The 21,435-nt window shown below is 72.6% G+C and carries 21 protein-coding genes; 7 read left to right on the forward strand and 14 right to left on the reverse strand.

The window, feature by feature from the left end; all coding sequences use genetic code 11:
- Window positions 1–50: 50 nt before the first annotated feature.
- Together AB0E14_RS14310 and AB0E14_RS14315 are read right to left on the reverse strand one after the other, a co-directional pair.
- Window positions 51–545, reverse strand: a complete 495-nt coding sequence (locus tag AB0E14_RS14310; protein ID WP_362416177.1) for a DUF402 domain-containing protein — start codon at window positions 543–545, stop codon at window positions 51–53.
- A complete protein-coding gene (locus tag AB0E14_RS14315) occupies window positions 526–1,446 on the reverse strand; it encodes a GNAT family N-acetyltransferase (protein WP_362416180.1) in 921 nt (306 codons plus the stop codon). The genes AB0E14_RS14310 and AB0E14_RS14315 overlap by 20 nt, the downstream gene beginning before the upstream one ends.
- Before the next feature lie 73 nt (window positions 1,447–1,519).
- On the opposite strand from AB0E14_RS14315, the gene AB0E14_RS14320 reads away from it, so the two are divergent.
- On the forward strand, window positions 1,520–1,894 hold the full coding sequence (locus tag AB0E14_RS14320; RefSeq protein WP_362416183.1) for a GntR family transcriptional regulator: 375 nt from the start codon (window positions 1,520–1,522) through the stop codon (window positions 1,892–1,894).
- Between the two features lie 51 nt (window positions 1,895–1,945).
- Here the strand turns inward: AB0E14_RS14320 and AB0E14_RS14325 are convergent, their stop codons facing one another.
- The gene (locus AB0E14_RS14325; protein WP_362416186.1) at window positions 1,946–3,091 is read right to left on the reverse strand and encodes a DUF5925 domain-containing protein; all 1,146 of its coding nucleotides are present in this window, start codon (window positions 3,089–3,091) and stop codon (window positions 1,946–1,948) included.
- A 266-nt stretch (window positions 3,092–3,357) separates the two neighbouring features.
- Here AB0E14_RS14325 and AB0E14_RS14330 point away from each other — a divergent pair, with 266 nt between their 5' ends.
- Window positions 3,358–5,976, forward strand: coding sequence for a DNRLRE domain-containing protein (locus AB0E14_RS14330; protein WP_362416189.1), 2,619 nt, complete (start codon window positions 3,358–3,360; stop codon window positions 5,974–5,976).
- Window positions 5,973–6,221 (forward strand): hypothetical protein, encoded by a 249-nt coding sequence (locus tag AB0E14_RS14335; protein ID WP_362416192.1) that lies wholly within the window; start codon window positions 5,973–5,975, stop codon window positions 6,219–6,221. The genes AB0E14_RS14330 and AB0E14_RS14335 overlap by 4 nt, the downstream gene beginning before the upstream one ends.
- Before the next feature lie 75 nt (window positions 6,222–6,296).
- Here the strand turns inward: AB0E14_RS14335 and AB0E14_RS14340 are convergent, their stop codons facing one another.
- The 3 genes from AB0E14_RS14340 to AB0E14_RS14350 are packed head-to-tail and all read right to left on the reverse strand — an operon-like array spanning window position 6,297 to window position 9,000.
- The gene (locus tag AB0E14_RS14340) at window positions 6,297–7,094 is read right to left on the reverse strand and encodes a polysaccharide deacetylase family protein (protein ID WP_362416195.1); all 798 of its coding nucleotides are present in this window, start codon (window positions 7,092–7,094) and stop codon (window positions 6,297–6,299) included.
- Window positions 7,091–8,164 carry a glycosyltransferase family 2 protein gene (locus AB0E14_RS14345; RefSeq protein WP_362416198.1) on the reverse strand — a complete coding sequence of 358 codons (1,074 nt, stop codon included), beginning with the start codon at window positions 8,162–8,164 and terminating at the stop codon, window positions 7,091–7,093. Before AB0E14_RS14345 ends, AB0E14_RS14340 begins: the two co-directional genes overlap by 4 nt.
- Window positions 8,161–9,000, reverse strand: coding sequence for a glycosyltransferase family 2 protein (locus AB0E14_RS14350; protein WP_362416200.1), 840 nt, complete (start codon window positions 8,998–9,000; stop codon window positions 8,161–8,163). The genes AB0E14_RS14345 and AB0E14_RS14350 overlap by 4 nt, the downstream gene beginning before the upstream one ends.
- Window positions 9,001–9,608: 608 nt before the next feature.
- Here AB0E14_RS14350 and AB0E14_RS14355 point away from each other — a divergent pair.
- Window positions 9,609–10,415 (forward strand): SGNH/GDSL hydrolase family protein, encoded by an 807-nt coding sequence (locus AB0E14_RS14355; RefSeq protein WP_362416203.1) that lies wholly within the window; start codon window positions 9,609–9,611, stop codon window positions 10,413–10,415.
- Here the strand turns inward: AB0E14_RS14355 and AB0E14_RS14360 are convergent.
- Entirely contained in the window at window positions 10,399–12,015 is a 1,617-nt protein-coding gene (locus tag AB0E14_RS14360; protein ID WP_362416206.1) for a serine/threonine-protein kinase, read from the reverse strand. The two genes, AB0E14_RS14355 and AB0E14_RS14360, sit on opposite strands and share 17 nt — an antisense overlap.
- 335 nt (window positions 12,016–12,350) lie before the next feature.
- Between AB0E14_RS14360 and AB0E14_RS14365 the strand changes: the two genes are divergently transcribed.
- On the forward strand, window positions 12,351–12,614 hold the full coding sequence (locus tag AB0E14_RS14365) for a hypothetical protein (protein ID WP_362416209.1): 264 nt from the start codon (window positions 12,351–12,353) through the stop codon (window positions 12,612–12,614).
- A gap of 116 nt (window positions 12,615–12,730) precedes the next feature.
- Here AB0E14_RS14365 and AB0E14_RS14370 read toward each other — a convergent pair whose 3' ends face one another.
- From AB0E14_RS14370 to AB0E14_RS14380, 3 genes are all read right to left on the reverse strand, one after another.
- Window positions 12,731–13,927 carry a CaiB/BaiF CoA-transferase family protein gene (locus AB0E14_RS14370; RefSeq protein WP_362416212.1) on the reverse strand — a complete coding sequence of 399 codons (1,197 nt, stop codon included), beginning with the start codon at window positions 13,925–13,927 and terminating at the stop codon, window positions 12,731–12,733.
- Between the two features lie 83 nt (window positions 13,928–14,010).
- Complete coding sequence (locus AB0E14_RS14375) at window positions 14,011–14,787, reverse strand: ABC transporter permease (protein ID WP_362416215.1); 777 nt, start codon at window positions 14,785–14,787, stop codon at window positions 14,011–14,013.
- Window positions 14,784–15,722: an ATP-binding cassette domain-containing protein gene (locus tag AB0E14_RS14380; protein ID WP_362416218.1), complete on the reverse strand. Its 939-nt coding sequence runs from the start codon at window positions 15,720–15,722 to the stop codon at window positions 14,784–14,786. The genes AB0E14_RS14375 and AB0E14_RS14380 overlap by 4 nt, the downstream gene beginning before the upstream one ends.
- A 63-nt stretch (window positions 15,723–15,785) precedes the next feature.
- On the opposite strand from AB0E14_RS14380, the gene AB0E14_RS14385 reads away from it, so the two are divergent.
- Entirely contained in the window at window positions 15,786–16,505 is a 720-nt protein-coding gene (locus tag AB0E14_RS14385) for a TetR/AcrR family transcriptional regulator (protein WP_362416221.1), read from the forward strand.
- Between the two features lie 44 nt (window positions 16,506–16,549).
- On the opposite strand, the gene AB0E14_RS14390 is transcribed toward AB0E14_RS14385, so the two are convergent.
- On the reverse strand, window positions 16,550–17,362 hold the full coding sequence (locus AB0E14_RS14390; RefSeq protein WP_362416224.1) for a helix-turn-helix domain-containing protein: 813 nt from the start codon (window positions 17,360–17,362) through the stop codon (window positions 16,550–16,552).
- A gap of 135 nt (window positions 17,363–17,497) precedes the next feature.
- Between AB0E14_RS14390 and AB0E14_RS14395 the strand changes: the two genes are divergently transcribed.
- Window positions 17,498–17,863 carry a peptidase inhibitor family I36 protein gene (locus AB0E14_RS14395; protein WP_362416227.1) on the forward strand — a complete coding sequence of 122 codons (366 nt, stop codon included), beginning with the start codon at window positions 17,498–17,500 and terminating at the stop codon, window positions 17,861–17,863.
- Window positions 17,864–17,906: 43 nt separating this feature from the next.
- Here AB0E14_RS14395 and AB0E14_RS14400 read toward each other — a convergent pair whose 3' ends face one another.
- From AB0E14_RS14400 to hmgA, 3 genes are all read right to left on the reverse strand, one after another.
- Window positions 17,907–19,064 carry a type ISP restriction/modification enzyme gene (locus AB0E14_RS14400; protein ID WP_362416278.1) on the reverse strand — a complete coding sequence of 386 codons (1,158 nt, stop codon included), beginning with the start codon at window positions 19,062–19,064 and terminating at the stop codon, window positions 17,907–17,909.
- Window positions 19,065–19,134: 70 nt separating this feature from the next.
- Window positions 19,135–19,884 carry a GntR family transcriptional regulator gene (locus AB0E14_RS14405; RefSeq protein ID WP_362416230.1) on the reverse strand — a complete coding sequence of 250 codons (750 nt, stop codon included), beginning with the start codon at window positions 19,882–19,884 and terminating at the stop codon, window positions 19,135–19,137.
- 30 nt (window positions 19,885–19,914) lie between these two features.
- The gene (gene hmgA / locus AB0E14_RS14410) at window positions 19,915–21,237 is read right to left on the reverse strand and encodes a homogentisate 1,2-dioxygenase (RefSeq protein WP_362416233.1); all 1,323 of its coding nucleotides are present in this window, start codon (window positions 21,235–21,237) and stop codon (window positions 19,915–19,917) included.
- Window positions 21,238–21,435 lie beyond the last annotated feature (198 nt).

Raw genomic sequence — 21,435 nt, forward strand, 5'->3', positions numbered from 1 at the left:
CACCGCCCCCGGCCGACACCGTCCTCGACTGCGGCCGGGGGACGCCGGCGTCACCGGTCCGGCAGACCGGCGAGCAGCCGCACCAGCCCCTCGCGGCCCAGGTGTTCGAGCTCGTCGAGGGCGCCGACGGCGCGGGCCGCCGCCTCCGGGTCGGCGGCGGCCAGGCCGCTCGCCGCGAACTCGTCCTCGTCGAGACGCAGCACCTCGCTGCCGTCCGCCGACACCCACAGATCCAGGTCCAGGTCCTCGACCACGACCTCGGAGCCGCCGACGACGGACGGCCGGGTGATGTCGCAGTACCAGCCCTTGAGCGTGCCGTCCGAGGACCGGACCTCCTTGACCGCGTACCAGCGGTCGCGCCAGTAGTGCTCCACGAACACGTCGCCCGGCTCGAACCGCACGAACCCGAAGTCCCGTACGCCTTCGGCCGCCCAGGGCGCGCGTACGGTCAGCCGCGCGCCGTCGTCGGCCACGACCTCGGCGGGATACCGGATCTTCGTCCGCCCCGCCTTGACGAGCACCACCTCAACCGAGCGCCCTGACATGGCGCACCTCCGTCGCACAGATCTCGTAACCGAACCACTCGTTGATCGCCAGCATCGGCCCGTTGCCGGCGTCGTTCCCGGTGAACGCCTCCGTGCAGCCCGCCGCGCGCGCCCGGTGCAGGGAGTCGTTCTTGGCGAGCTTGGCCAGGCCCCGGCCCCGGAAGGCAGGGTCGGTGCCGGTCATCCCCGTGCTGTAGCGCCCCGAGCCGTCGGTCTGGGCGGCGCTGAACGCGGCCGGGCGACCGTCGACCACGGCGACCGTGGTCAGCTCGGCGTCGAAGAGCGGGTGGTGCCACGTGGTCGCCAGCCAGTGCTCGTAGTCCGTCAGTTCGGCACCGACGTCACCCGGCTCGTCGGCCGTGGTCACCGCGTCGAGCGCGAACAGCGGACGGGGGTCGGCGGCGAAGGAGGCGGCGGTCCGCAGCTCGACACCGGACGGCGGAACCTGGAGCGGCGGCAGTTCGGCGGACGCGAGGTCGAGCCGGAGGAAGTGCGCGGAGCGGCGGGCCTCGTAGCCGTGCCGCTCGGCGAAGGCCCGGAACTCCGGCGCGTCGAGCACCCAGCTGTAGAGGGTGGTGGCCCCGCACTGCGCGAGATGCTCCTCCGACGCCCGTACCAGCAGCGTGCCCGCGCCCAGGCCGCGCTTCTCCGGGTGGACGTAGACATTGACCGAACCGACCCCGGGCTCGGGCGCGTCGTGCGCGACGCGGAGCTGGGCCGTGCCGACGACCTCCCCGTCGACCTCGGCGACCAGCGGGCGCGCGTGCGCGTCGGGATGGGCGTGCGCCCAGTCGTACGCGACCTGGGTGCCACTGGCGAGCATGTAGGGGAGCGCCGCACGCCGGACACGGGCGAAGTCCTCGGCGTCCTCGGGGCGTACATCTCGGACGATCACAGTCATGGTGCCGCACGCTATGCGCGGGAGTGGCGCGGCCGCCTCCCATTTTCCCCCGCGGCGGGGGGAGAATCGGCGGGTGACATTGCGAATCACCATGGACACGGGCTCCTCGACCGCCCCGTACGAACAACTCCGCGCCCAGATCGCGGAACGCGCCCGCTCGGGAGCGCTGCCGGTCGGCTACAAGCTTCCGACGGTACGGGGCCTGGCGGAGGACCTCGGCCTGGCGGCGAACACGGTCGCCAAGGCGTACAAGTCGCTGGAGGCGGACGGCGTCATCGAGACGCGCGGCCGCCTCGGCACGTTCGTCGCGGCGGCCGGCGACGCGGCGGCCCGCCTCGCGGCGAGCGCGGCGGCGACGTACGCGGCGGAGGCGAAGCGTCTCGGCCTGAGCCGGGAGGCGGCGACGGCGGCCATCTCGGACGCCCTGCGGGCGACGTACGGCAGCTGATCCGGTCGTACGGCGGCTGATTCCGGCGTACGGCAGCTGACCCGGCGGGTCCTACAGGTACAGCCCCGACTCCGGGGCCCGGGACTCCGGGATGCCGGCGGGCGACGTGCCGCGGCGCAGGGCGTACAGCTCCGCGAGCGTCGCGCCGTCCCGCCCGACCCCGTCCTCCGTCCCCAGCCACCCCACGGCCTCCGCCCGCGTGAGACCGCCCACTTCGAGCCGGGCCAGGCACCGGCCGGGGCGGACCACGGCGGGGTGGAGCCGCTCCAGGTCCTCGTTGGTGGTGACGCCGACGAGGACGTTGCGGCCCTGGCCGAGCAGCCCGTCCGTGAGGTTCAGGAGCCGGGACAGGGCCTGCCCCGCCGTGTTCTTCGCCTCGCCGCGGATCAGCTCGTCGCAGTCCTCCAGGAGCAGCAGCCGCCACCGGCCCTTCGCCGTGCCCTCGTCCTCGCCGATCGCGATGTCCATCAGATAGCCGACGTCGTTGAAGAGCCGCTCCGGGTCGAGGACGCAGTCCACCTGACACCAGTCCCGCCAGGAGCGGGCCAGCGTGCGCAGCGCGGAGGTCTTGCCGGTCCCCGGCGGCCCGTGGAGCAGCAGCAGCCGGCCGGCGATGTCGTCGGGGGTGACCTTCATCAGCCGGTCCAGCGCATCGGCCACCGGCGCCGTGTAGTTGGGCCGGATCTCCTCCCACGTCCCGGCGCTGATCTGCCGGGTCGTGCGGTGCGGGCCGCGCCGCGGCGACACGTACCAGAAGCCCATCGTCACGTTCTCGGGCTGCGGCTCGGGCTCGTCCTTCGCCCCGTCCGTCGCCTCCCCGAGGATCCGTTCCGCGAGCTCGGGCTCCGTCGCGGTGACGGTGACGTCCGCGCCCCGGTTCCAGCGCGAGACGAGCAGCGTCCAGCCCTCGCCCTCGGCGAGGAGGGCGGAGCGGTCGTCGTCCTTGGCGGCGCGCAGCACCTTCGCCCCGGCGGGCAGCAGCGTCGCGGCGGGCTTCACCCGGTCCAGGGTCGTGCTCTGCGCGTGCGGCTGCTCGCCGGTGGTGAACCGGCCGAGGAAGAGCGCGTCGATGACGTCCGAGGGCGAGTCGCTGTCGTCGACGGTGAGGCGGACGGGCAGCGCCCGATGCGGCTCGGAGGGCTCGGACGGCTCAGGCGGCTCGGATGGCCCGGACGGCTCGGATGGCGTGGCAGACATGGCGACCATGATCCGGCAACGGGGGAGGGCCCGCACCAGGTTTTGGCAGGAAGGAAAGGGCCGATCGGACTTTGCGGACAAAGGCCTGTCGGCCCTGCAAAGAGGGACTTTCGACCCTGCTTACCTGCTCTTTACCTCTGTTTGGATCTTGCAGGTCAACCAAAGTTGATCAGGCCCGCGCCCGCTGGAACGGCGGTCGCGGACCTGTCGTTCGAGCAAGGACCTGCATGTCGTCGATACGGCGTAGATTTTCCGGATCCATCGCGGTGGGGGGCGTTTCGGCGCTGACTGCGCTCGCTCTGCTCGGCGCGGCCACCCCGGCCCTGGCGGCGGAGCCCGAACAGGACAAGGCAGCACAGGACCAGGCGGTACGGGACGCCGTACGCGCGAAGAACCCGCTCGGCGGGACCGTGACCGAGGCCGTCACCGCGGAATCGGCCCTGCTCGCCGCCCAGGTGTACGACCGGCGGATCGAGGTCCTCGACCGCCGGACCGAGACCAGCACCACCTGGGCCAACCCCGATGGCACGCTGACCAGCACGGTCTCCGGCGGCCCCGTCCGCATGCTCAAGGACGGCACCTGGACCGACGTGGACGCCACGTTGCGCCGCCAGGCCGACGGCACCGTCGAGGCCGAGGCGCACCCCGGTGAGCTGAAGCTGGCCGGACCCGGCGGCGCGCGGGCCCGCTCCGCCCGCGCTGCGGCCGAGGCGCCCGCCTCCGCCGCCCGCGACCTCATCACCCTCGGCACCGGCGACCAGTCGATCGGCGTCCAGTGGAAGGGCGGACTGCCCGCTCCGGTCCTCGACGGGCCCAAGGCCACCTACCCCGACGCCGTCCCGGGCGCGGACCTCGTGGTCGACGCCACCCGCACCGGCTTCGAGCAGTTCCTCAGCCTCAAGCAGCGGCCGGCCGACGGGGCCGCCCCGATGACCCTGCCCCTGCGGATCCCGGGCCTGACCGCCACCCAGCAGCCGGACGACTCGGTCGTGTTCGCCGACCGGGAGAGCGGCGAGCCGGTCGCCACCATGCCCGCGCCCGTCATGTGGGACGCGCAGGTGGACGAGCGCTCCGGGGAGCGCAAGCGCACCGCCCGGGTGCCGATGACGGTCGTCCAGGACGGGGACACGGTCGAACTGCGGCTCACCCCCGACCGGGCCTTCCTCGCCGACCCCGCCACGAAGTACCCGGTGACCGTCGACCCGGCCACCGACACCCTCTCGGTGCTCTTCGACACCTTCGTGCAGGGCGGTGACACCACCGACCAGTCGGCCTCCACCGACCTCAAGATCGGCTGGCCCGGCGACTACGCGGGCAGCACCAAGCGCACCGCCCGCTCCTTCCTCACCTGGGAGACCGGCCAGTTCGCCGACGCGCTGGTCACCGACGCCAAGCTGTCGCTGTACAACTACCACTCCTGGTCCTGCGAGAAGCGCGGCTGGGAGGTGTGGGCGGCCGACCCGGCCGACACCTCCAGCCGCTGGACCAAGCAGCCCGCGCTGCGCCAGAAGTTCGCCACCTCCACCGAGACCCGCAGCAGCACCTGCAACAACGCGGGCCGGGTGACCGCCGACGTCACCGAACTGGCGAAGACCTGGGCGAGCGCCAAGGCGGCGACCGGCTCGGTGGCCCTCAAGGCCGTCGACGAGTCGGACACGTACGCCTGGAAGCGCTTCTACTCCTCGGAGACGACGGAGGACAAGGTCCCGCAGCTGACGGTCACCTTCAACTACCGTCCCAAGAACGGCGCCAACCTCCAGGCCGGCACCCCGTTCTACAGCGAGGGCGGCGTCTACAAGGTCAACAGCCTGACCCCCACGCTCCGATTCACCACCGAGGACGTCAACGAGGACGACCAGGTCCAGGGCACCTTCGAGGTCAAGGACAAGGCGACCGGCGAGGTCGTCGCCCTCTTCAACGCCCCGTTCGTGCGCTCCGGCGAGACGGCCTCCGCGAAGGTCCCGGCCGGCAAGCTGGCCACCGGCCGCGCGTACACCTTCCGCACGACGACCTACGACGGCCAGCACTACGCCAACGGCTGGTCGGACCCGGTGACCTTCACCGTGGACACCTCCTGGCGGCCGGGCCCGGCCATCGACGCCTTCGGGGCGGCCAACGCGGCCCTCGACGCCGCCGACATCACCCCCGCGACCACCAGTGACACCCGGTTCGCGGCCATCGCCGAGACGGCGACCGGCACCGTGACCGTGCCCTGGGACTCCCAGGGCCGCATCGAGGTCAAGCCGGACGACATCCCCGCGGTCGGCATCGGGACCGGCGCCGGCCCGCAGCGCGGCGTCAACGTCAACGGCAGCGTGGTCCACGCCGACGCCGCCTCCTCGGTGGACACCGTCGTCCAGCCCACCCTCGCCGGTGGCAGCCGCACGCTCCAGGTCATCAAGAACGCCGCCGCGCCGCGTGAGTACCGGGTCCCCCTCAGCCTCGCCCCGGGTTCGAGCCTGCGACAGCAGCCGGACGGGTCGATCGTGATCGTCTCGTCCGACCCGAACGAGCCGGTCGCGGCGATCAACGCCCCCTGGGCGAAGGACGCGCACGGCAAGCCGGTGCCCACCTCGTACCGCCTTGACGGTCAGACCCTGATCCAGACGGTGAGCTTCGACGCGAACACCGCGTTCCCCGTCGTCGCCGACCCGTGGTGGAACCCCTTCAGCTGGAAGTGGAAGAAGATCGGCAGGGTCGTCAAGAACGCCGCCAAGAAGTGCGGCGTCGGCGCCCTCGCCGCCTACGTGCCCGTCCAGTCGCACCACGTCTCCGTCAACATTCAGCGCGCCCGCGCCGGACTGCGGATGGTCAAGTTCGCGGGCGGTCCCTGGGGCTACGTCTCCGTGGCGGCCGCGGGCTGCCTGATGGGCCAGCTGTCATGACCCGCGGGCAGGGCCGGCGGGATTCCCTCGGGTGGACCGGGGCCCCGGGCCCCGGCGGCCGGCCGGCGGCCGTGCTCGATCTGCTCGTCATGATCGTCGTCCTGACGGTGGTCGCCCTCAGCCTGCGCACGTTCACCACCCTGCCCACCTGGGCGGCCATCGCGATCGGCGCCTTCACGGCGGCCGGCGCGACCCGCCTCCACCTGGGCGCGCGGGTCGTCCGCGCCCTGGGCCGTCGCCGCTGACGGCGGGCGGCCCGACGCAGGGAGGCCGTACCGGACACCGCTCCGGTACGGCCTCCGGCCGTTTCCCGCCGCGCCTCAGACCGCGAGCCTGCCCGCCGCCCGCGCCGCGCCCCGGGCCCTGCGGACCACGGCGTACCCCTTGGTCAGCACCCGGTCCGCCGCGAACGTCCGGCCGATCGCCCGGCCCTCCACGAGCCGGGCGAACTCCTCGATCCCGGTGGAGCGCCGCACGGTCAGCCGTTCCAGGGCGTACGGTCCCTGGCGGCGCCGCGCGACGCCGTTGCCCACCGCGAGCGCCTGGGCGTAGCCGGCCGCCCGGACCGTGCGGCGGACGCGGCGGTCGGAGTAGCCGTACGGGTAGGCGAAGGAGACCGGCGCCCGGCCCAGCTCCTCGCGCAGGATCTCCTTGCAGCGCAGGGTCTCGTACCAGAGCCGCCGGTCGTCGACCTGGTCGAGCTGCGGGTGGCTGTGGCTGTGGCCGCCGATCTCCGTACCGGCGGCGGCCAGTTCGCGCACCTGGGCCCAGTCGAGCATGGTGTCCAGGGCCCCGCCCTCGTCGTACGCGCCGCGCAGCCAGCCGGTCGAGACGAACACCGTCGACGCGAAGCCGTGCTTGGCGAGCACGGGCAGCGCGTGCCGGTGCACGCCTTCGTAGCCGTCGTCGAAGGTGATCAGGACGGGGCGCGCGGGCAGCGGACCACCCGTGCGCCACGCCTCGGCCAGCTCCGCCGTGGTCAGCGGGGTCAGCCCGCGGTCGGCCACGACCTCCATCTGCGCGGCGAACGCCTCGGGGGAGACGGACAGCCGGTGCGCGGCCGGAGCCGGTTCGTGGCCGACGGCGTGGTACATCAGGATCGGTACCGGATCGTTCACGCGGCCACCTCGGGCGCGGACTGCGCGGGCGCACCGGTGGGCTCCGCCGGCGTCGCGTCGGCGGACTCCGGCAGTCGCGGGATCGGGCCCGAGGAGAACGTCACCCCGCCCCCGCGCACCCGTAGCGCCGCCCGTACGTAGCCGCCCGCCGTGATCGCCACGCCCGCCACGATCGCGCCGGCCCGGCCCGCGCCGCCCGGTCGCCCGAGCAGCGCGTCGCGCAGACCGCGTACGACTCCGGCTGGCAACACCCTTGTGGTGTACCGCCGTTCGGCCTCCAGACCCTTGCCCGCGCCGACGCTCCTGGAGACGAGCGCCTTGGAGAGGCCCTCGGCGTAGGTCCGGGTGCGGAAGTAGCCGAAGCGCTCGCGTACGGCCGGGACCTTGTGGTGGATCACGGCCCGGTCGTCGATCAACAGGACGGCCTCCGGCAGGACTTGGGAGAGCCGTATGCAGAGCTCGGTCTCCTCGCAGCCGAGCGGCCGCCGGTCGCCGTCCCGCCCGATGCCGGTGGCGAAGCCGCCCGCGGCGTCGAAGGCCGTACGCCGGAAGGAGGCGTTGCCGCCCAGCACGTTCCGCACCCGGACCCGTCCGGGCGGGAGCCCGCGGTACGTGCAGCCGACGACCCAGTCGAACTCCTCGGGGAACCAGTCGGGCCGTCGGCCGGAGGCCCAGGCGGGCAGGGTCCGGCCGCCGACCGCCATGACGTGCGGGTCGTCGTAGCCCGAGGCCAGGTACCGCAGCCAGTCCCGCTCGGCCACGGCGTCGTCGTCGAGGAAGGCCACGAACTCGGTGCGGGACGCGGCGATTCCGGTGTTGCGTCCGGAGGACAGGCCGCGGGGGCCCGCGTTGGCGAGCACCCGCACCTCCTCTCCGTGGACGGAGCCGTCCGTGCCGTCCGCGAACCGCCGGTTCAGCCGCGCCAGGAGCCGCTCGTTGTGGTCGACCACGAGCAGGATCTCCCGGGCCGGCCGCGACTGGTTCCGTACGGAGTCGACCGCCGCGAGGATGTCCTCCCAGCGCTCCTCCGTGTAGACGCAGATCACGACGGAGAACTGCCGACCGTTCAAGAGGTCTCTCCCCGGGGGACGTTGACCGAGAAGGCGGTCGGCCGACGGCGCGCCGCGCGTCTCACGCCCTTCTCCTTGAGGATGACCTTGAGCACCCGGATGCCGTCGCGCACGGCGTTGAGGTTGCTGACGCCGTGGATGCGCAGGTACTCGTGGCTGGGCACCTCCTGGACCTTGAGGCCGGCCTTGACGACCCGGATGTTGATCAGGGTCTCGATCTCGAAGCCGGTGCAGTCCAGGGTGACCTTGTCGAGGCAGTGCCGCCAGAAGGCGTTGTAGCCGTAGCAGAGGTCGGTGTAGCGGGCCCCGAACTTGCGGTTGACCAGGGCGCACAGCGCCCAGTTGCCGAGCCGGCGGATCGGCGTCATGTCGTCGGTGCCGCCGCCGTTGGCGAAGCGGGAGCCCTTGGCGAAGTCGGCGCCGCCGACGAGCGCCGAGACGTAGGAGACGATCTCCTGGCCGTCGGCCGAGCCGTCGGCGTCGACCATCACGATGATGTCGCCGGTGCAGGCGGCGAAGCCGCTGATCAGCGCGTCGCCCTTGCCCTTGCCGACCTGCTTGACGACCTTGACGTCGGGCCGGAGTTCGCGGGCCACGTGCACGGTGTCGTCGGTGGAGTTTCCGTCGACGAGAACGACTTCGTGGATCCAGTCCGGCAGGGACTTGAAGACGTAAGGAAGATTTTCTGCTTCGTTCATCGCGGGGATGACCACGCTCACCGGCGGTGTGATGGCCAAATGCGAGGTGATCGCCTTGTATTGCGCGGCTATTCTGCGGTGATCGCTCTGCTCCACCGCTTCATGGCTGCCGACGGCCGGGCGCAGGAATGAGCTCATGATGGTGTTTCCCTCTCGTCCGGTGGACCGCCCACCCCCGGGCTGTCCCGTGGTCTGTCCGGTTACGAAAGGGGGGTCCCCACCCCGTCCGAGCAGCGACGATCGCCGTTCGGGCATGGGTGGGTGGCATCTCAGACCGCGCGGCACGCGACCCGGACGCGCGCTTGCGCGCACGCCGGACCAGCACCCCCCTACCGCGCCCCGCCCCGGCCCTTCGCGTCGCTTGAGCCCTCCCCTGAGCTGTAGCGCGACGGGTCGAAGCGGGTGAGATGTACGACGGTATTGATGAATGCGACTGTATGGCAAGCCCTGGATCTGATGCTCCCGTTTCCGGTAATTGCCGGTCCTTGTGCGGTCGGTTACGGAAGCGTCCCGATCGTCATTTTGCAATCCGCTTTTCTGGTGGTGTTGTTGAGGTCGAATGGAACTCCTGAATATGGTTGTGCGAATTCTTTTCGACGGATGATCCATCAGGTGGCTTGATCTCGACGGTCGCTGACGGGTGGTCGGCAACATCTCGCCAAAACTTCTTGGCATGGACACTTCCAACAAGCCGGGATCGGCTGCTACTACCTAGTAGCGCAGTGATCCTGCTACAGGGAGATTCCATGAAACTGACCCGATTCGCGGCACTCTCGTCCTCACTCCTGCTCGGCGCCGTCCTCGCCCTCACCGGGGCGGGAGCCGCTCAGGCCGCAGAAGCCGCCGCCGTCGACTACGTGGCGCTCGGCGACTCGTACTCCTCCGGCGTCGGAGCCGGCAGCTACGACAGCGCCAGCGGCGACTGCAAGCGCTCCACGAAGGCCTTCCCCGTCCTCTGGAAGAACGCGAACGCACCCTCGTCGTTCGCGTTCACGGCATGCTCGGGCGCCCGAACGGGTGATGTCACGAGCGGTCAGCTCGGACCCCTCTCCACCGCCACCGACCTGGTCTCCGTCACGATCGGAGGCAATGACGCCGGCTTCGCCGACGTCATGACCACCTGCGTCCTCCAGTCGGAGTCCGCCTGTATCGACCGAGTGAATCAAGCCAAGGCGTACGTCGCGAGCACCCTGCCCGGCAAGCTCGACTCGGTGTACGCGGCCATCAGAGCCAAGGCCCCGAACGCCCGGGTCGTCGTCCTCGGCTACCCCCGCTTCTACAAGCTCGGCGGCAGCTGCGTCGCCGGACTGAGCGAGAACGAACGGCGCGCCATCAACGAGGGCTCGGACGTCCTCAACGAGGCCACCGCCAAGCGCGCGGCCGACCACGGCTACACCTTCGCCAGCGTGGTCCCCGCCTTCACCGGCCACGAGATCTGCTCCAGCGCGTCCTGGCTGCACAGCGTCAACTGGCTCAACATCGGTGAGTCGTACCACCCCACCGCCGCCGGCCAGTCCGGTGGCTACCTGCCCAGCTTCAGGGCTGTGGCGTAGGTGTAGCGGTCGGCGTCGCCGAACCACTCGGGTGGGTGGCCCCGCCGGTCGGGGTCACCTGCTCGCAGGTCACCGAGAACTCCACCCGGTTCGAGCGCTTCTCGACCGGAGCGCGCACCTCCATCCGGATCCGGTCGCGCCAGGTGCCACCCGCCCGGTGCGTCGACTCCGTGTGCTCTACGTTCTTCTCCTGGGGCCCGCCCGCCGGGAACTCCAGCGTCCGCCAGCCCTGTTCCGCCGAACTCTCCCCGCTGTCCGTGACCCAGCGGTACTCCACCGACGTAGGCGTCCGGCCCACCGTGAGCGTGGCGGTGAAGGCCGGTGCCCGGTGCTCGGCCGGCGGGCAGGCGCCGCTGTAACTGCCGCGCACGGCCCGCACGTACACCAGGACCGTGGTGGGCGGCGCCGTGGTGGTGGCCGTCGCGGTCGTGCGGGTCGGCGTCGGTGCCGCAGTGGTCGCCGCGGTGGGGGAGCCGGTCGGAGGCGCACCCGTCGTCGGTGGGCTCGACACCGGAGCGCCGCCCCCGCCGTCGCGGTCCTGGTTCCGCAGCAGCGCGTACGTGAGTCCGCCCACGGCGAGCAGCAGCAGCGCCACCCCCGTGGCGAGCACGGCCACGGCCCGCCCGGACCGCTCCTGGGAGGCCGGATCGTCGTGCCGCGCCGGCGTCGGCAGGGGGAGCGGCGGCGTGGGGCTCGGGGGCGCGCTCCGGGGCGCGGGCCCGCCCTGCTCCCCCTCGGGAGGCCGGCCGCCCGCGCCGTACGGCTCCGAGCGCACCGGTCCCGAACGGGGCGCACCGCCCGCGCCGACCAGCCTCAACTGCCGCTCGGCCGACTCCGCCCCGAGCCGCTCGCCCGGATCCTTGCGCAACAGGCCCTCGATGACCGGGGCGAGCGCTCCCGCCCTGCGCGGCGGCGGCAGTTCCTCGTCCACGACGGCGCGCAACGTGGCCAGGGGCGTGTCCTGGCGGAACGGCGAACCGCCCTCCACCGCGGCGTAGAGCAGCACCCCGAGCGACCACAGGTCCGAGGGCGGGCCGGGTGTGCGGCCCAACGCCCGCTCGGGGGACAGGAATTCGGGGGAGCCGATCAGCTCGCCCGTCATCGTCAGCGGGGACGTCCCCTCCACCGCCGCGATCCCGAAGTCGGTCAGCACGACCCGGCCGTCGTTGGCGAGCAGGACGTTGCCCGGCTTCACGTCCCGGTGCAGCACACCGGCCTCGTGCGCCGCGCGCAGCGCCGCGAGAACCTCGGCGCCGATCAGCGCGGCGCGCCGCGCCGGCATCGGCCCCTCCGCGTCGAGGACGTCGGACAGGGTCAGCCCGTGGATCAGCTCCATCACGATCCAGGGGCGGCCGTCCTCGGTGACCACGTCGTAGACGGTCACCACGTTCCGGTGGGTGATCCGGGCCGCCGCCCAGGCCTCGCGCTCCAGGCGCGCGTACAGCCGCCGCTCGTCGGGGCCGCTCAGCCCCGCGGGGGCGCGGACCTCCTTCACGGCCACGTCACGGCCGAGCGCCTCGTCCCTGGCGCGCCAGACCGTGCCCATGCCGCCCTGCCCCAGGACGTCCAGGAGCCGGTACCGCCCCGCGATCACGGTCATGGCGTTCCCCGTCCGTCGTCGGCCTCGGTGGTCCATTTCTGCCCCCGGGCCGCGGACTTCGAACACGGCGTGGAGAACGTGGAGTGATCTTGGTGGCGGAGATCACACACCGTCAGGTGGCGACAGACGGCGGCCGTGGGCGCAGGATGGTTCGTGACGGTTCGGCAGGTGTTCGAGCCCTGTCCAACTCACCCTGAAATCAGATGGATTCGGACAGTAGTCGTCAACCCCCGTACGAGTGTGGTGAATCCTGCCGTCGGGATACACGAGTGTCACAGCGGAGCGATAGGGTTAACCTGCCCGGGCCGGGTGCCCTCGTTAGGGTGGGGAGTCTCATGGAACAGATAGCAATGCGCAGCAGGCCGCGAGTGCCTGCCATCACATGCGGGAGCAGTGCGACCAGTTCGCGGCTCGACCGTCATCTCGCGGTGCTCGGCGGCCCCGTCGTGCCCCAGCGCGAGGCGGCCGAGGCGACGCTGCTGATGCGCGAGCTGACCTCGCGCGACGCCACGCACACCCGTCGTCACAAGAGCGCGCGCGTCTCGCTCTTCGCCCCCCTCCGTCGCCTCCGCCGGAGCCTCTTCGGCAGCCGGGGCTGAGGACGAAGGACCGACCGGTGGGGGTGTGAGCCCTCGTTCCGCCGAGGCGGAGCGAGGTGGGCTTTCACCCCGGGTGACGGTGCTCCCACCCCGCGGTGCGCCCACCCCGTCGGGCGTCACGCCACGACACCGTCCGCCCGTAGCGCCCGAAGCTCCTCCGGGGGAACGCCCAGTTCCCCCAGTACGACGTCCGTGTCGTCGCCAAGACCCGGCACACGCCCCATCGGTGCGTCCGGCCCGTCCGGGAACGTGACCGGCGGCACGAGCGTCCTCAGCGGCCCCACCGGCGAGCCCATCTCACGCCACCGCTCCCGCGCCGCGAGCTGCGGATGGGCCGCGAGGTCCGCCACCGTGTTCAACCGCGCGCACGCGATCCCCGCCGTGTCGAGCCGCGCCAGCGCCTCCGCCGCCGTCAGCGGCGCGAGGGCTGCGGCCACCACCGCGTCCGTCGCCGCGCGGCCCGCCACCCGGGCCGTGTTCGTCGCGAACGCCGGATCCTCCGCCAGGTCCGGCCGATCGAGCACCCGCTCGGCCAGCCGGCGCCACTCCCGGTCGTTCTGGACCGACAGCAGCACCAGGCTCCCGTCGGCCGTCGGATAGGCGTCGTACGGCGCGATCACGGCGTGCGCGAGCCCCGTGCGCGCCGGGGCCGTGCCTCCGTGCATCCCGTGGTGCAGAGGGTGACCCATCCACTCGGCCAGCGAGTCGAGCAGCGACACCTCCACCGGACCGCCCCGTCCGGTCGTCCCGCGCCGCACGAGCGCGGCGAGCACACCCGAGTACGCGTACATCCCGGCCGCGATGTCCGCGGCCGGGATCCCCGACTTCACCGGCTGCTCCGCCGTCCCGGTCACCGACACCAGGCCCGCCTCGCACTGCACGAGCATGTCGTAGGCCCGCTTGTGCGTGTACGGCCCGCCCGGCCCGTACCCCGAGACGTCGACCGCGATCAGCCGGGGATGCGCGGCGCACAGGGTCGCCGCGTCCAGGCCGAGCCGGGCCGCCGCCCCCTGTGCCAGGTTCTGCACGAAGACGTCCGCGCGGGCCACGAGCCGGCGGACCAGGTCGAGACCGCGCCCGTCCTTGAGGTCGACGGCCACCGACTCCTTGCCCCGGTTGCACCACACGAAGTGCGAGGCGAGGCCACGGGCCGCCGTGTCGTAACCCCGCGCGAAGTCACCGCCGTCGGGGCGCTCGATCTTGATGACCCGGGCGCCCAGATCGGCGAGCTGGCGGGTGGCGAAGGGGGCGGCGACGGCCTGCTCGACGGCGACGACCGTGATCCCCTCCAGGGGGAGTGGCTGAGTGCTCATGACAGCCCTGCCTACCCTGCGGGCGGCCTCGTGTCACCGTCGCCCTCGTCACCCGCCGCCGGTCGCCCCCGCCGGTCGCCCCGTCACCCGCGCGCGTACCGCCGGACCGCCAGGGGCGCGAAGACGGCGATCAGGGCCAGGGACCAGAGCAGCGAGCCGGCCACCGGGTGCGCCACCGGCCAGGCGGCGTCCGCCGGCACGGCCCCGTTGCCGAAGAGCTGCCGTACGGCCGTCGTGACCGCCGAGATCGGGTTCCACTCGGCGACCGTCCGCAGCCAGCCCGCCATGTTCTCGGTCGGGATGTACGCGTTCGAGAGCAGGGGCAGCATGAAGGTGGCGCTGCCCAGCTGGCCGGCCGCCTCCTCGCTCTTCGAGGCGAGGCCGAGCAGGATCCCCACCCAGGTCGCCGCGAACCGGAAGAGCAGCAGCAGCCCGAACGCCCCCAGCGCCTCCAGGGCCGTGCCCTCGATCCGCCAGCCCATCGCGAGCCCCACGAGCATGAGCGGGACCATGCCGACCGCGCTGGTCAGGAGGTCGGCGAGGGCCTGACCGAGCGGCACGGCGGCCCGGCTGACCGGCATGGTCCGGAAGCGGTCCATGACGCCCCGGTGCGCGTCCTGCGCGGCCTGGAACATCCCCGTCATCACACCGCCCGCCGCCGTCGCCACGAGCAGGCCCGGGACCAGGTACGCCCGGTACTCGGTGCCCGGCATGGCCAGCGCGCTGCCGAACACGTACCCGAAGAAGAGCAGGAAGACGATCGGCATCGTCTGCGTCATGACGGTGATCGCCGGCGCCCGGCGGACCTTGTGCAGATGCCTGCCGAGGACTGCGGCCCCGTCGTGGACCAGTGCGCTCATGCGGCGAGCTCCTTGTGGCCGGTGAGGCGGAGGAACACCTCGTCGAGGGTGGGCGGGCGCAGGGACGCGTCCATGAGGGGAACCCCGGCCGCGTCGATCTCGCGGACGATCCGGGGGAGGGTGAGCGTGCCGTCCGTCGTGACCACGCCGACCGTGCGGCGCTCGGCGTCGAGCGCCGGGGCCGAGCCGGTCAGCCGGTCGAGCACGCCCGCCGCCGCGTCGAGGTACCGGGCGTCGGCGACCACGACCTCCGCCCAGCTCCCGATCAGCGCCTTGAGCTCGGCCGGAGTGCCGCGCTGGGCGGCCCGGCCCTCGTCGATCAGCACGATGTCGTCGGCGAGCTGATCGGCCTCCTCCAGGTACTGCGTCGTGAGCAGCACGGTCGTGCCCCGGGACGCCAACCCCCGTACGGCGTCCCAGATCCCGTTCCGGCTGTGCGGGTCGAGCCCCGTCGTCGGCTCGTCGAGGAAGAGCACCCGCGGCGGTACGAGCAGGCTCGCCGCGAGGTCGAGTCGGCGGCGCATCCCGCCCGAGTAGGTGCGCGCGGGCCGTCCGGCCGCCTCCGTGAGCCCGAACCGGTCGAGCAGTTCGTCGGCGCGGGCGCGCGGGGCGCGCAGCAGCCGGGCGAAGAGCCGGAGGTTCTCGGCGCCGGAGAGGTCGCCGTCGACCGAGGCGTACTGCCCGGTGGCCGCGATCCGCTTCCGTACCCCCGCCGGGTCGCGCACCACGTCGCACCCGGCGACGCGGGCGCTGCCCGCGTCCGGGGCGGCCAGCGTGGTCAGGACTCTGACGGCGGTCGTCTTGCCCGCGCCGTTGGGGCCGAGCACCCCGCAGACGGTGCCCTCGGGGACCGCCAGGTCGAGCCCGCGCAGCGCGTGGACCTCGCCGTAGCGCTTCTGCAGACCCTCACTAAGTACAGCGTACGTAGTAGTCATGGGTCGACCGTACCGCACTACGTACGGTGTACGTAACTACGATGGTGGGCGAGGTGATGATCCATGGCGGGCCGAGCGGCCGAACCCGAAGTGATCTGGGCGCGCCCCGAGCGCACGGGCCGCGGCCCGAAACCCGCGTACAGCAGGGCCGACATCGTGGCCGCCGCCGTCCGCATCGCCGACGCCGACGGCATCGAGGCGCTCTCCATGCGACGGATCGCGGCCGACATCGGCTGCGGCACGATGTCGCTCTACAACTACGTGCCGCGCAAGGAGGACCTGTACGAGCTGATGGTCGACGCCGTCAGCGCCGAGTACGACCTCCCCGACCCGCCGAGCGGGGACTGGCGCGCGGACATGCTCCACGTGGGCCGGCAGGCCCGGGACATCCTGCGCCGCCACCCGTGGGTGATCAGGCTGATGACGACCGGGTACGCGTTCGGCCCCCACGCGCTGCGCTTCCTGGAGGGGTGTCTGGCCTGCCTGGACGGTCTCGACCTGCCCGGCGGCACGAAGATGGAGCTGATCGCCACCGTCAACGGCACCGTGATGACGATCGTCGCCAACGAACTCGCCCTCGCCGAGCGCGCCCGCGGGCTGCCCTGGTCCGAGGAGCAGGAACAGGCCGCGCGCGGTGCCTATCTGGCGGGCCGGCTGGCGGGCGGCGAGTACCCGAGACTGGCGGCGGTGATCGGCGCGGCCGGGATCGAGCCCCTCGACCCCGAGGAGGTCTTCGACCGGACCCTGGGACGCGCCCTCGACTCCTTCGTCCCGGCGGGGTGACCGGCCGGTCGGGGTGACCGGCCGGTCACCCCGCCGGACGGGCATCAGCCCGCGGGCGTGAAGAGGCTCAGGTTGAGGCGGGCACCCGGTTGCGCGAAGGGTTCGGCGAGGCAGGTCGTGAGCGTGCCGGGGCCGTGGACGGCGTGGCGGAGGGGCAGTTCGGAGCCGTCGACGTAGGGCACGGGTGCGCAGGCGTGGTCGCGGTAGAGCCTTCCGGCCGCGGGATCGGCCAGCACATCGCGCTCGAGGCGGGCGAGCGACGCGTTCTCCGGGCGCAGCGCCACGCTCTCCTTCAAGGCGGGCAGCAGGGCCGGCATCCAGCGGGTCTCCCAGTGCGTCAGGACCTCGGTGCGGGCCTCGGGGTCGAGGACCATCCAGCGCATGATGTTGGCCGGCGCCCGCCCGCGGGGGAAGAGCAGCCGGAAGTCCTCGTGGTGCAGGACGACGTTCCACTCGGCATCACTGATGTACGCCGTCGCGCCGGTGATCCGGTCGACGACCTGCTGCCACACGTGGGCGACGGACGTCCCCGAGGTGTCGTACAGGGCGTGCGGCGGGTTCTCCTTGCGGGTGACCAGCCACAGGAACGCCCACTCCTGCTCGCCCAGCCGCAGCGTCCTGGCGACGGCGGTGAGGAATTCGACGCCGGGACAGGCGAGCTGACCGTTCTCGAACCGGTTGTACGTCCCCGGTGTGCGGTGGAGGAGCACGTCCAGCTGCTCCTGGCTCAGACCGGCGGCGCGCCGGCCGGGACCTGGCATGCGCCGGGGAAATCCCATGGCCACCGGGTCGATCGCCGCTCGACGCGCCCGGAGCATCTCCTTGAGGCGGCTCCGGTCCCCGGCCGACGGCTTCATCCGGCACCCTTCCCTCGCGCTGTGTCCGTCCGCGAACGGACGGCCCGTTTATCTGCAACAACGGTCCCTGGAAACGATGATCACACGGCACAAGACTCTCCTCCTGAGCAACTACTCGTTCAACGGAGGACTTTGATGAAGCTGAAGCGCAAGTTGGCATCGATCGCACTCGCCGCCGGGCTGGCCGTGACCGGGATGGTGGCGACCGCCCCGACGGCGGCAGCCGCCGAGGCGTGCCCGGCCGGGCAACTGTGCCTGTACGCGGGCACCGGCTTCACCAACATGAAGCTGCGGACGGGCAGCGTCGACACGTGCTGGGACCTGCCCTCGTACGGCCTCACCTCGGTCAAGTCGTACGTGAACAACATGTCGGTCAAGGCGACTGTCTGGGACCGGGGCTCCGACGGCCGCTACTACCTGGACGGCACGATCCTCCCCGGTCGGTTCAGCAGCAACGCCGGCCTCGCCTTCGGGTACTACGGCATAGCCTGCACGGAGTGACCGCCCGGGGACACGCTCGCGGTCCCTCGGTCCACCGGCCGCTCTAGAGCAGCGCGAACTGCCCTTCCGGGCCCTCCTCCTGATGGTCGAGGACGGAGGCGGGGCGGCGGGACGCGTCCGGGACCGGCAGGACGCCCGCCTCGCGCAGCGCGGTCCGGGACAGGAGCGGTCCGGCGCCGGGGAGCGCTGCGCACTCCGGTTCACGGGCGGCGAGCAGCGCGAGCACGGTGATGAGCTCCAGGAGTTCGGAGGTCCACTCCTGCGGCCAGGCCGCCGGGCCGATCGCCTCGAGGGCGCCCGGCTCGGCGGCCGCAGTCCGGTGCGTGAACCACTGCTCCAGCATCCGGACACCTCCCACCTGGTAGTCCCAGGCCTCGGCCGGCACCGGCGAGATCCTGCCGCCGTCGAGCGTCAGGGTCTCCTCCCCGGGCTCGTACGCGAGCGTGGCCGGCCGGGCCGGGATCGGGGCGCGCACATAGGGCCTGCGGCCGCCGGGCAACCGGGGGCGCTCGCCGCCCCGGGCGCCCCGGAGCTGGACGTCCAGGAGCCCGCGGCCGAGTGCCACACCCGTCGCCCAGCTGTCCGGGTCCGCCGGGAGCGGTACGCGGCAGCCGGCGGGGGAGGGGCGGGCGGCCGCCACGGCCCAGGCCAGCATCTCGGGGGCGCCGACCTCACGCCCGTACCGCTCGCTCAGCCAGGACAGCAGCCCGGGCGCGAGGTTCGGCTCCTCGCCCCCGGGGCGGCGGAACAGCGGACGGATCCGGCCCGGGCGCCCGGCGGGGGAGCGGCCCGCGGGCAGCGCGGCCGTCACGAGCAGCGCGGTGCCGGCCGCGCCCGGCACGTACCCCTGCTCGACGGCGAAGAGCTGGTGCTCGTCGGCGACGCGCCACAGCTCGGGGCGGGCGGTGTCGATGAGCCGATGGTCGGGGAGCAGCCACTGCTCGTCGAAGGGGCCGTGGGCGAGCCGTACCGGATCCGGGCACGGACCGGCCTCCCGGGCGAACCGGACCGTGCCGGTCCGCTGCCCCGGCAGCGCGGCCACCGAACTCGACGGCGTACGCGCCCGGCTGGGCCGGAACAGCTCCTCGCGCTCCTCCGGGCCCGCGGCGACCAGCCGGTTCCAGCGCTCGCGCAGGGTCCGCACGTCCGGCGCCACGACCCAGGAACGGCCGAGCCGCAGCGGCGCGACGGACCACGGCATCAGCTCGTCCAGGAGGGGCGCCTCGTCCAGCCGCACGTCTTCGGTCACCCCCGGATGCTAGCGAGCGGGCTCAGTGCGCCTCCACCGTCACCGTGAAGGAGAAGCGGTCGCCGCGGTACCGGATCCGGGCCACGTCGACCACCCGGCCCTCGTCGTCGTACGTGACGCCCGTGTAGTGCAGGATCGGCGAGAGCAGCGGAACCTGGAGGAGGGCCGCCGTCTCCGGATCGGCGAGCCGGGCCTCGACCGTGTCCGTGATCCGGCTGATCCGGACCCCCACCACGTCCCGCAGCACCTTCGTCATCGGCCAGCGCTCCAGGTCGGCCGGGTCGAGCCCGGCCGCCACCTCCGGCCGGACCGCGTTCTCCGCCCAGTTGGTGGGCTCGCCGCTCTCCCCGTCGCGCCGCAGCCGCTTGTACGCGACCACCTCCGTCACGTCGGGGAAGAACTCGGCGAGCTCACCGGGCACCGGCTCGGTGCCGTGGTCCAGGACGGTGGTCCGCTCGCCGGACTGCTGGGCCACGATCGCGTCGATCGAACCGAGCAGCCGGCGCGGGGAGGCCCGCCGGGCGCCCGGTTCGATGAAGGTGCCGCGCCGCCGGTGCCTGCTGATCAGGCCCTCCTGCTCCAGCTCCTTGAGGGCCTGGCGCATCGTCAGCACGCTCACGCCGTAGTGCGCGGCGAGCTGCTCCTCGGTGGGCAGCCGCAGCGAGGCGTCGGGCGTGCGGCCCAGTATGGAGGCGCGCAGCGACTGCGAGACCTGATACCAGAGCGGGAGCTTGCGGTTCAGGACCAGCGAGTCGGGGGCGAAGGCGGTCACGGCGATTCTCCGTACGACGACAACGAGACTCTACGGCCGGAAGTGGCGCTGCAGACCCTGCCATACGTCGTCATAGGCGTTCTGCAGGTGGTCGGCGCCGGCAGCCTGGGCGGTGGCGGTCACCGGCCAGCGGGTCTCGAACATGAACGCCAGACCGTCGTCGATCTTCTGCGGCTTCAGCTCGGCGGCGCTGGCCCGGTCGAAGGTCTCCCGGTCGGGCCCGTGCGCGGACATCATGTTGTGCAGCGAGCCACCGCCGGGGACGAACCCTTCGGCCTTGGCGTCGTACGCGCCCTCGATGAGGCCCATGTACTCGCTCATCACGTTGCGGTGGAAGTACGGCGGCCGGAAGGTGTCCTCGCCCACCAACCAGCGCGGCGCGAAGACGACGAAGTCGACGCCCGCGAGACCGGGGGTGTCGGTCGGCGAGGTGAGCACCGTGAAGATCGACGGGTCCGGGTGGTCGTACGAGATCGACCCGATGACGTTGAAGGTACGCAGGTCGTAGACGTACGGGGTGTGGTTGCCGTGCCAGGCGACGACATCGAGCGGGGAGTGGTCGTAGGTCGCCGACCAGAGGTTGCCGCAGAACTTGTTGACGACCTCGACCGGGCCCTCCACGTCCTCGTACGCGGCGACCGGCGCCCGGAAGTCGCGGGCGTTCGCCAGGCCGTTGGCGCCGATCGGGCCGAGGTCGGGGAGCTGGAACGGCGCCCCGTAGTTCTCGCAGACATAGCCGCGGGCGGTGGCGTCGAGGAGCTCGACACGGAAGCGGACGCCCCGGGGGATCAGGGCGATCTCGCCCGGGCGGGCGGCGAGCAGGCCGAGTTCCGTCCGCAGGAGCAGGCCGCCGCGCTCGGGGACGATCAGCAGCTCACCGTCGGCGTCGCTGAAGACCCGCTCCATGGAGGCGTTCGCGTGGTACAGGTGCACCGCCATGCCCGTGCGCTGCGTGGCGTCGCCGTTGCCGCCGAGCGTCCAGAGGCCGGCCAGCCAGTCCGTGCCCCGCGCCGGGTCGGGGAGCGGGTTCCAGCGCAGCCGGTTGGGGTCGGGGACGGTCTCGGTGAACGGCGCGGAGCGGACGGCGCCGTTCTCGATCCGGCTGAACGGGGGGTGCGCGGCCGAGGGGCGGATCCGGTAGAGCCACGAGCGGTGGTTGTGGGCGCGCGGCTCGGTGAACGCGCTGCCGCTCAGCTGCTCCGCGTACAGGCCGAGAGGTGCGCGCTGTGGTGCGTTGCGGCCGTGCGGCAGCCCACCGGGTACGGCTTCCGAGCTGTGCTCGTTGCCGAAGCCGGTGGAGTACGGGAGTCCGTCGGCGGTCTTTCTCGCCTGCTCGATGTTCTCCGTGGTCATCGCACGCTCCTGTCCTGACGCCCAAAACAATCCTATGCATGACCGTAGGATTCCGCGCCCGCCCGCGTCAACGGGGCACCGAGGGTCTACGGGATCTCCCGAGGTCTTCCCGGGGTCGCCCGGGGTCGCCCGGGGTCGCCCGGGGTCGCCCGAGGTCTCGATTCGACGTGATGTGTGCATGAGGGGTTCCAAAAGATG

It is taken from the genome of Streptomyces sp. NPDC047981 (assembly GCF_040653315.1).
GTDB lineage: Bacteria > Actinomycetota > Actinomycetes > Streptomycetales > Streptomycetaceae > Streptomyces.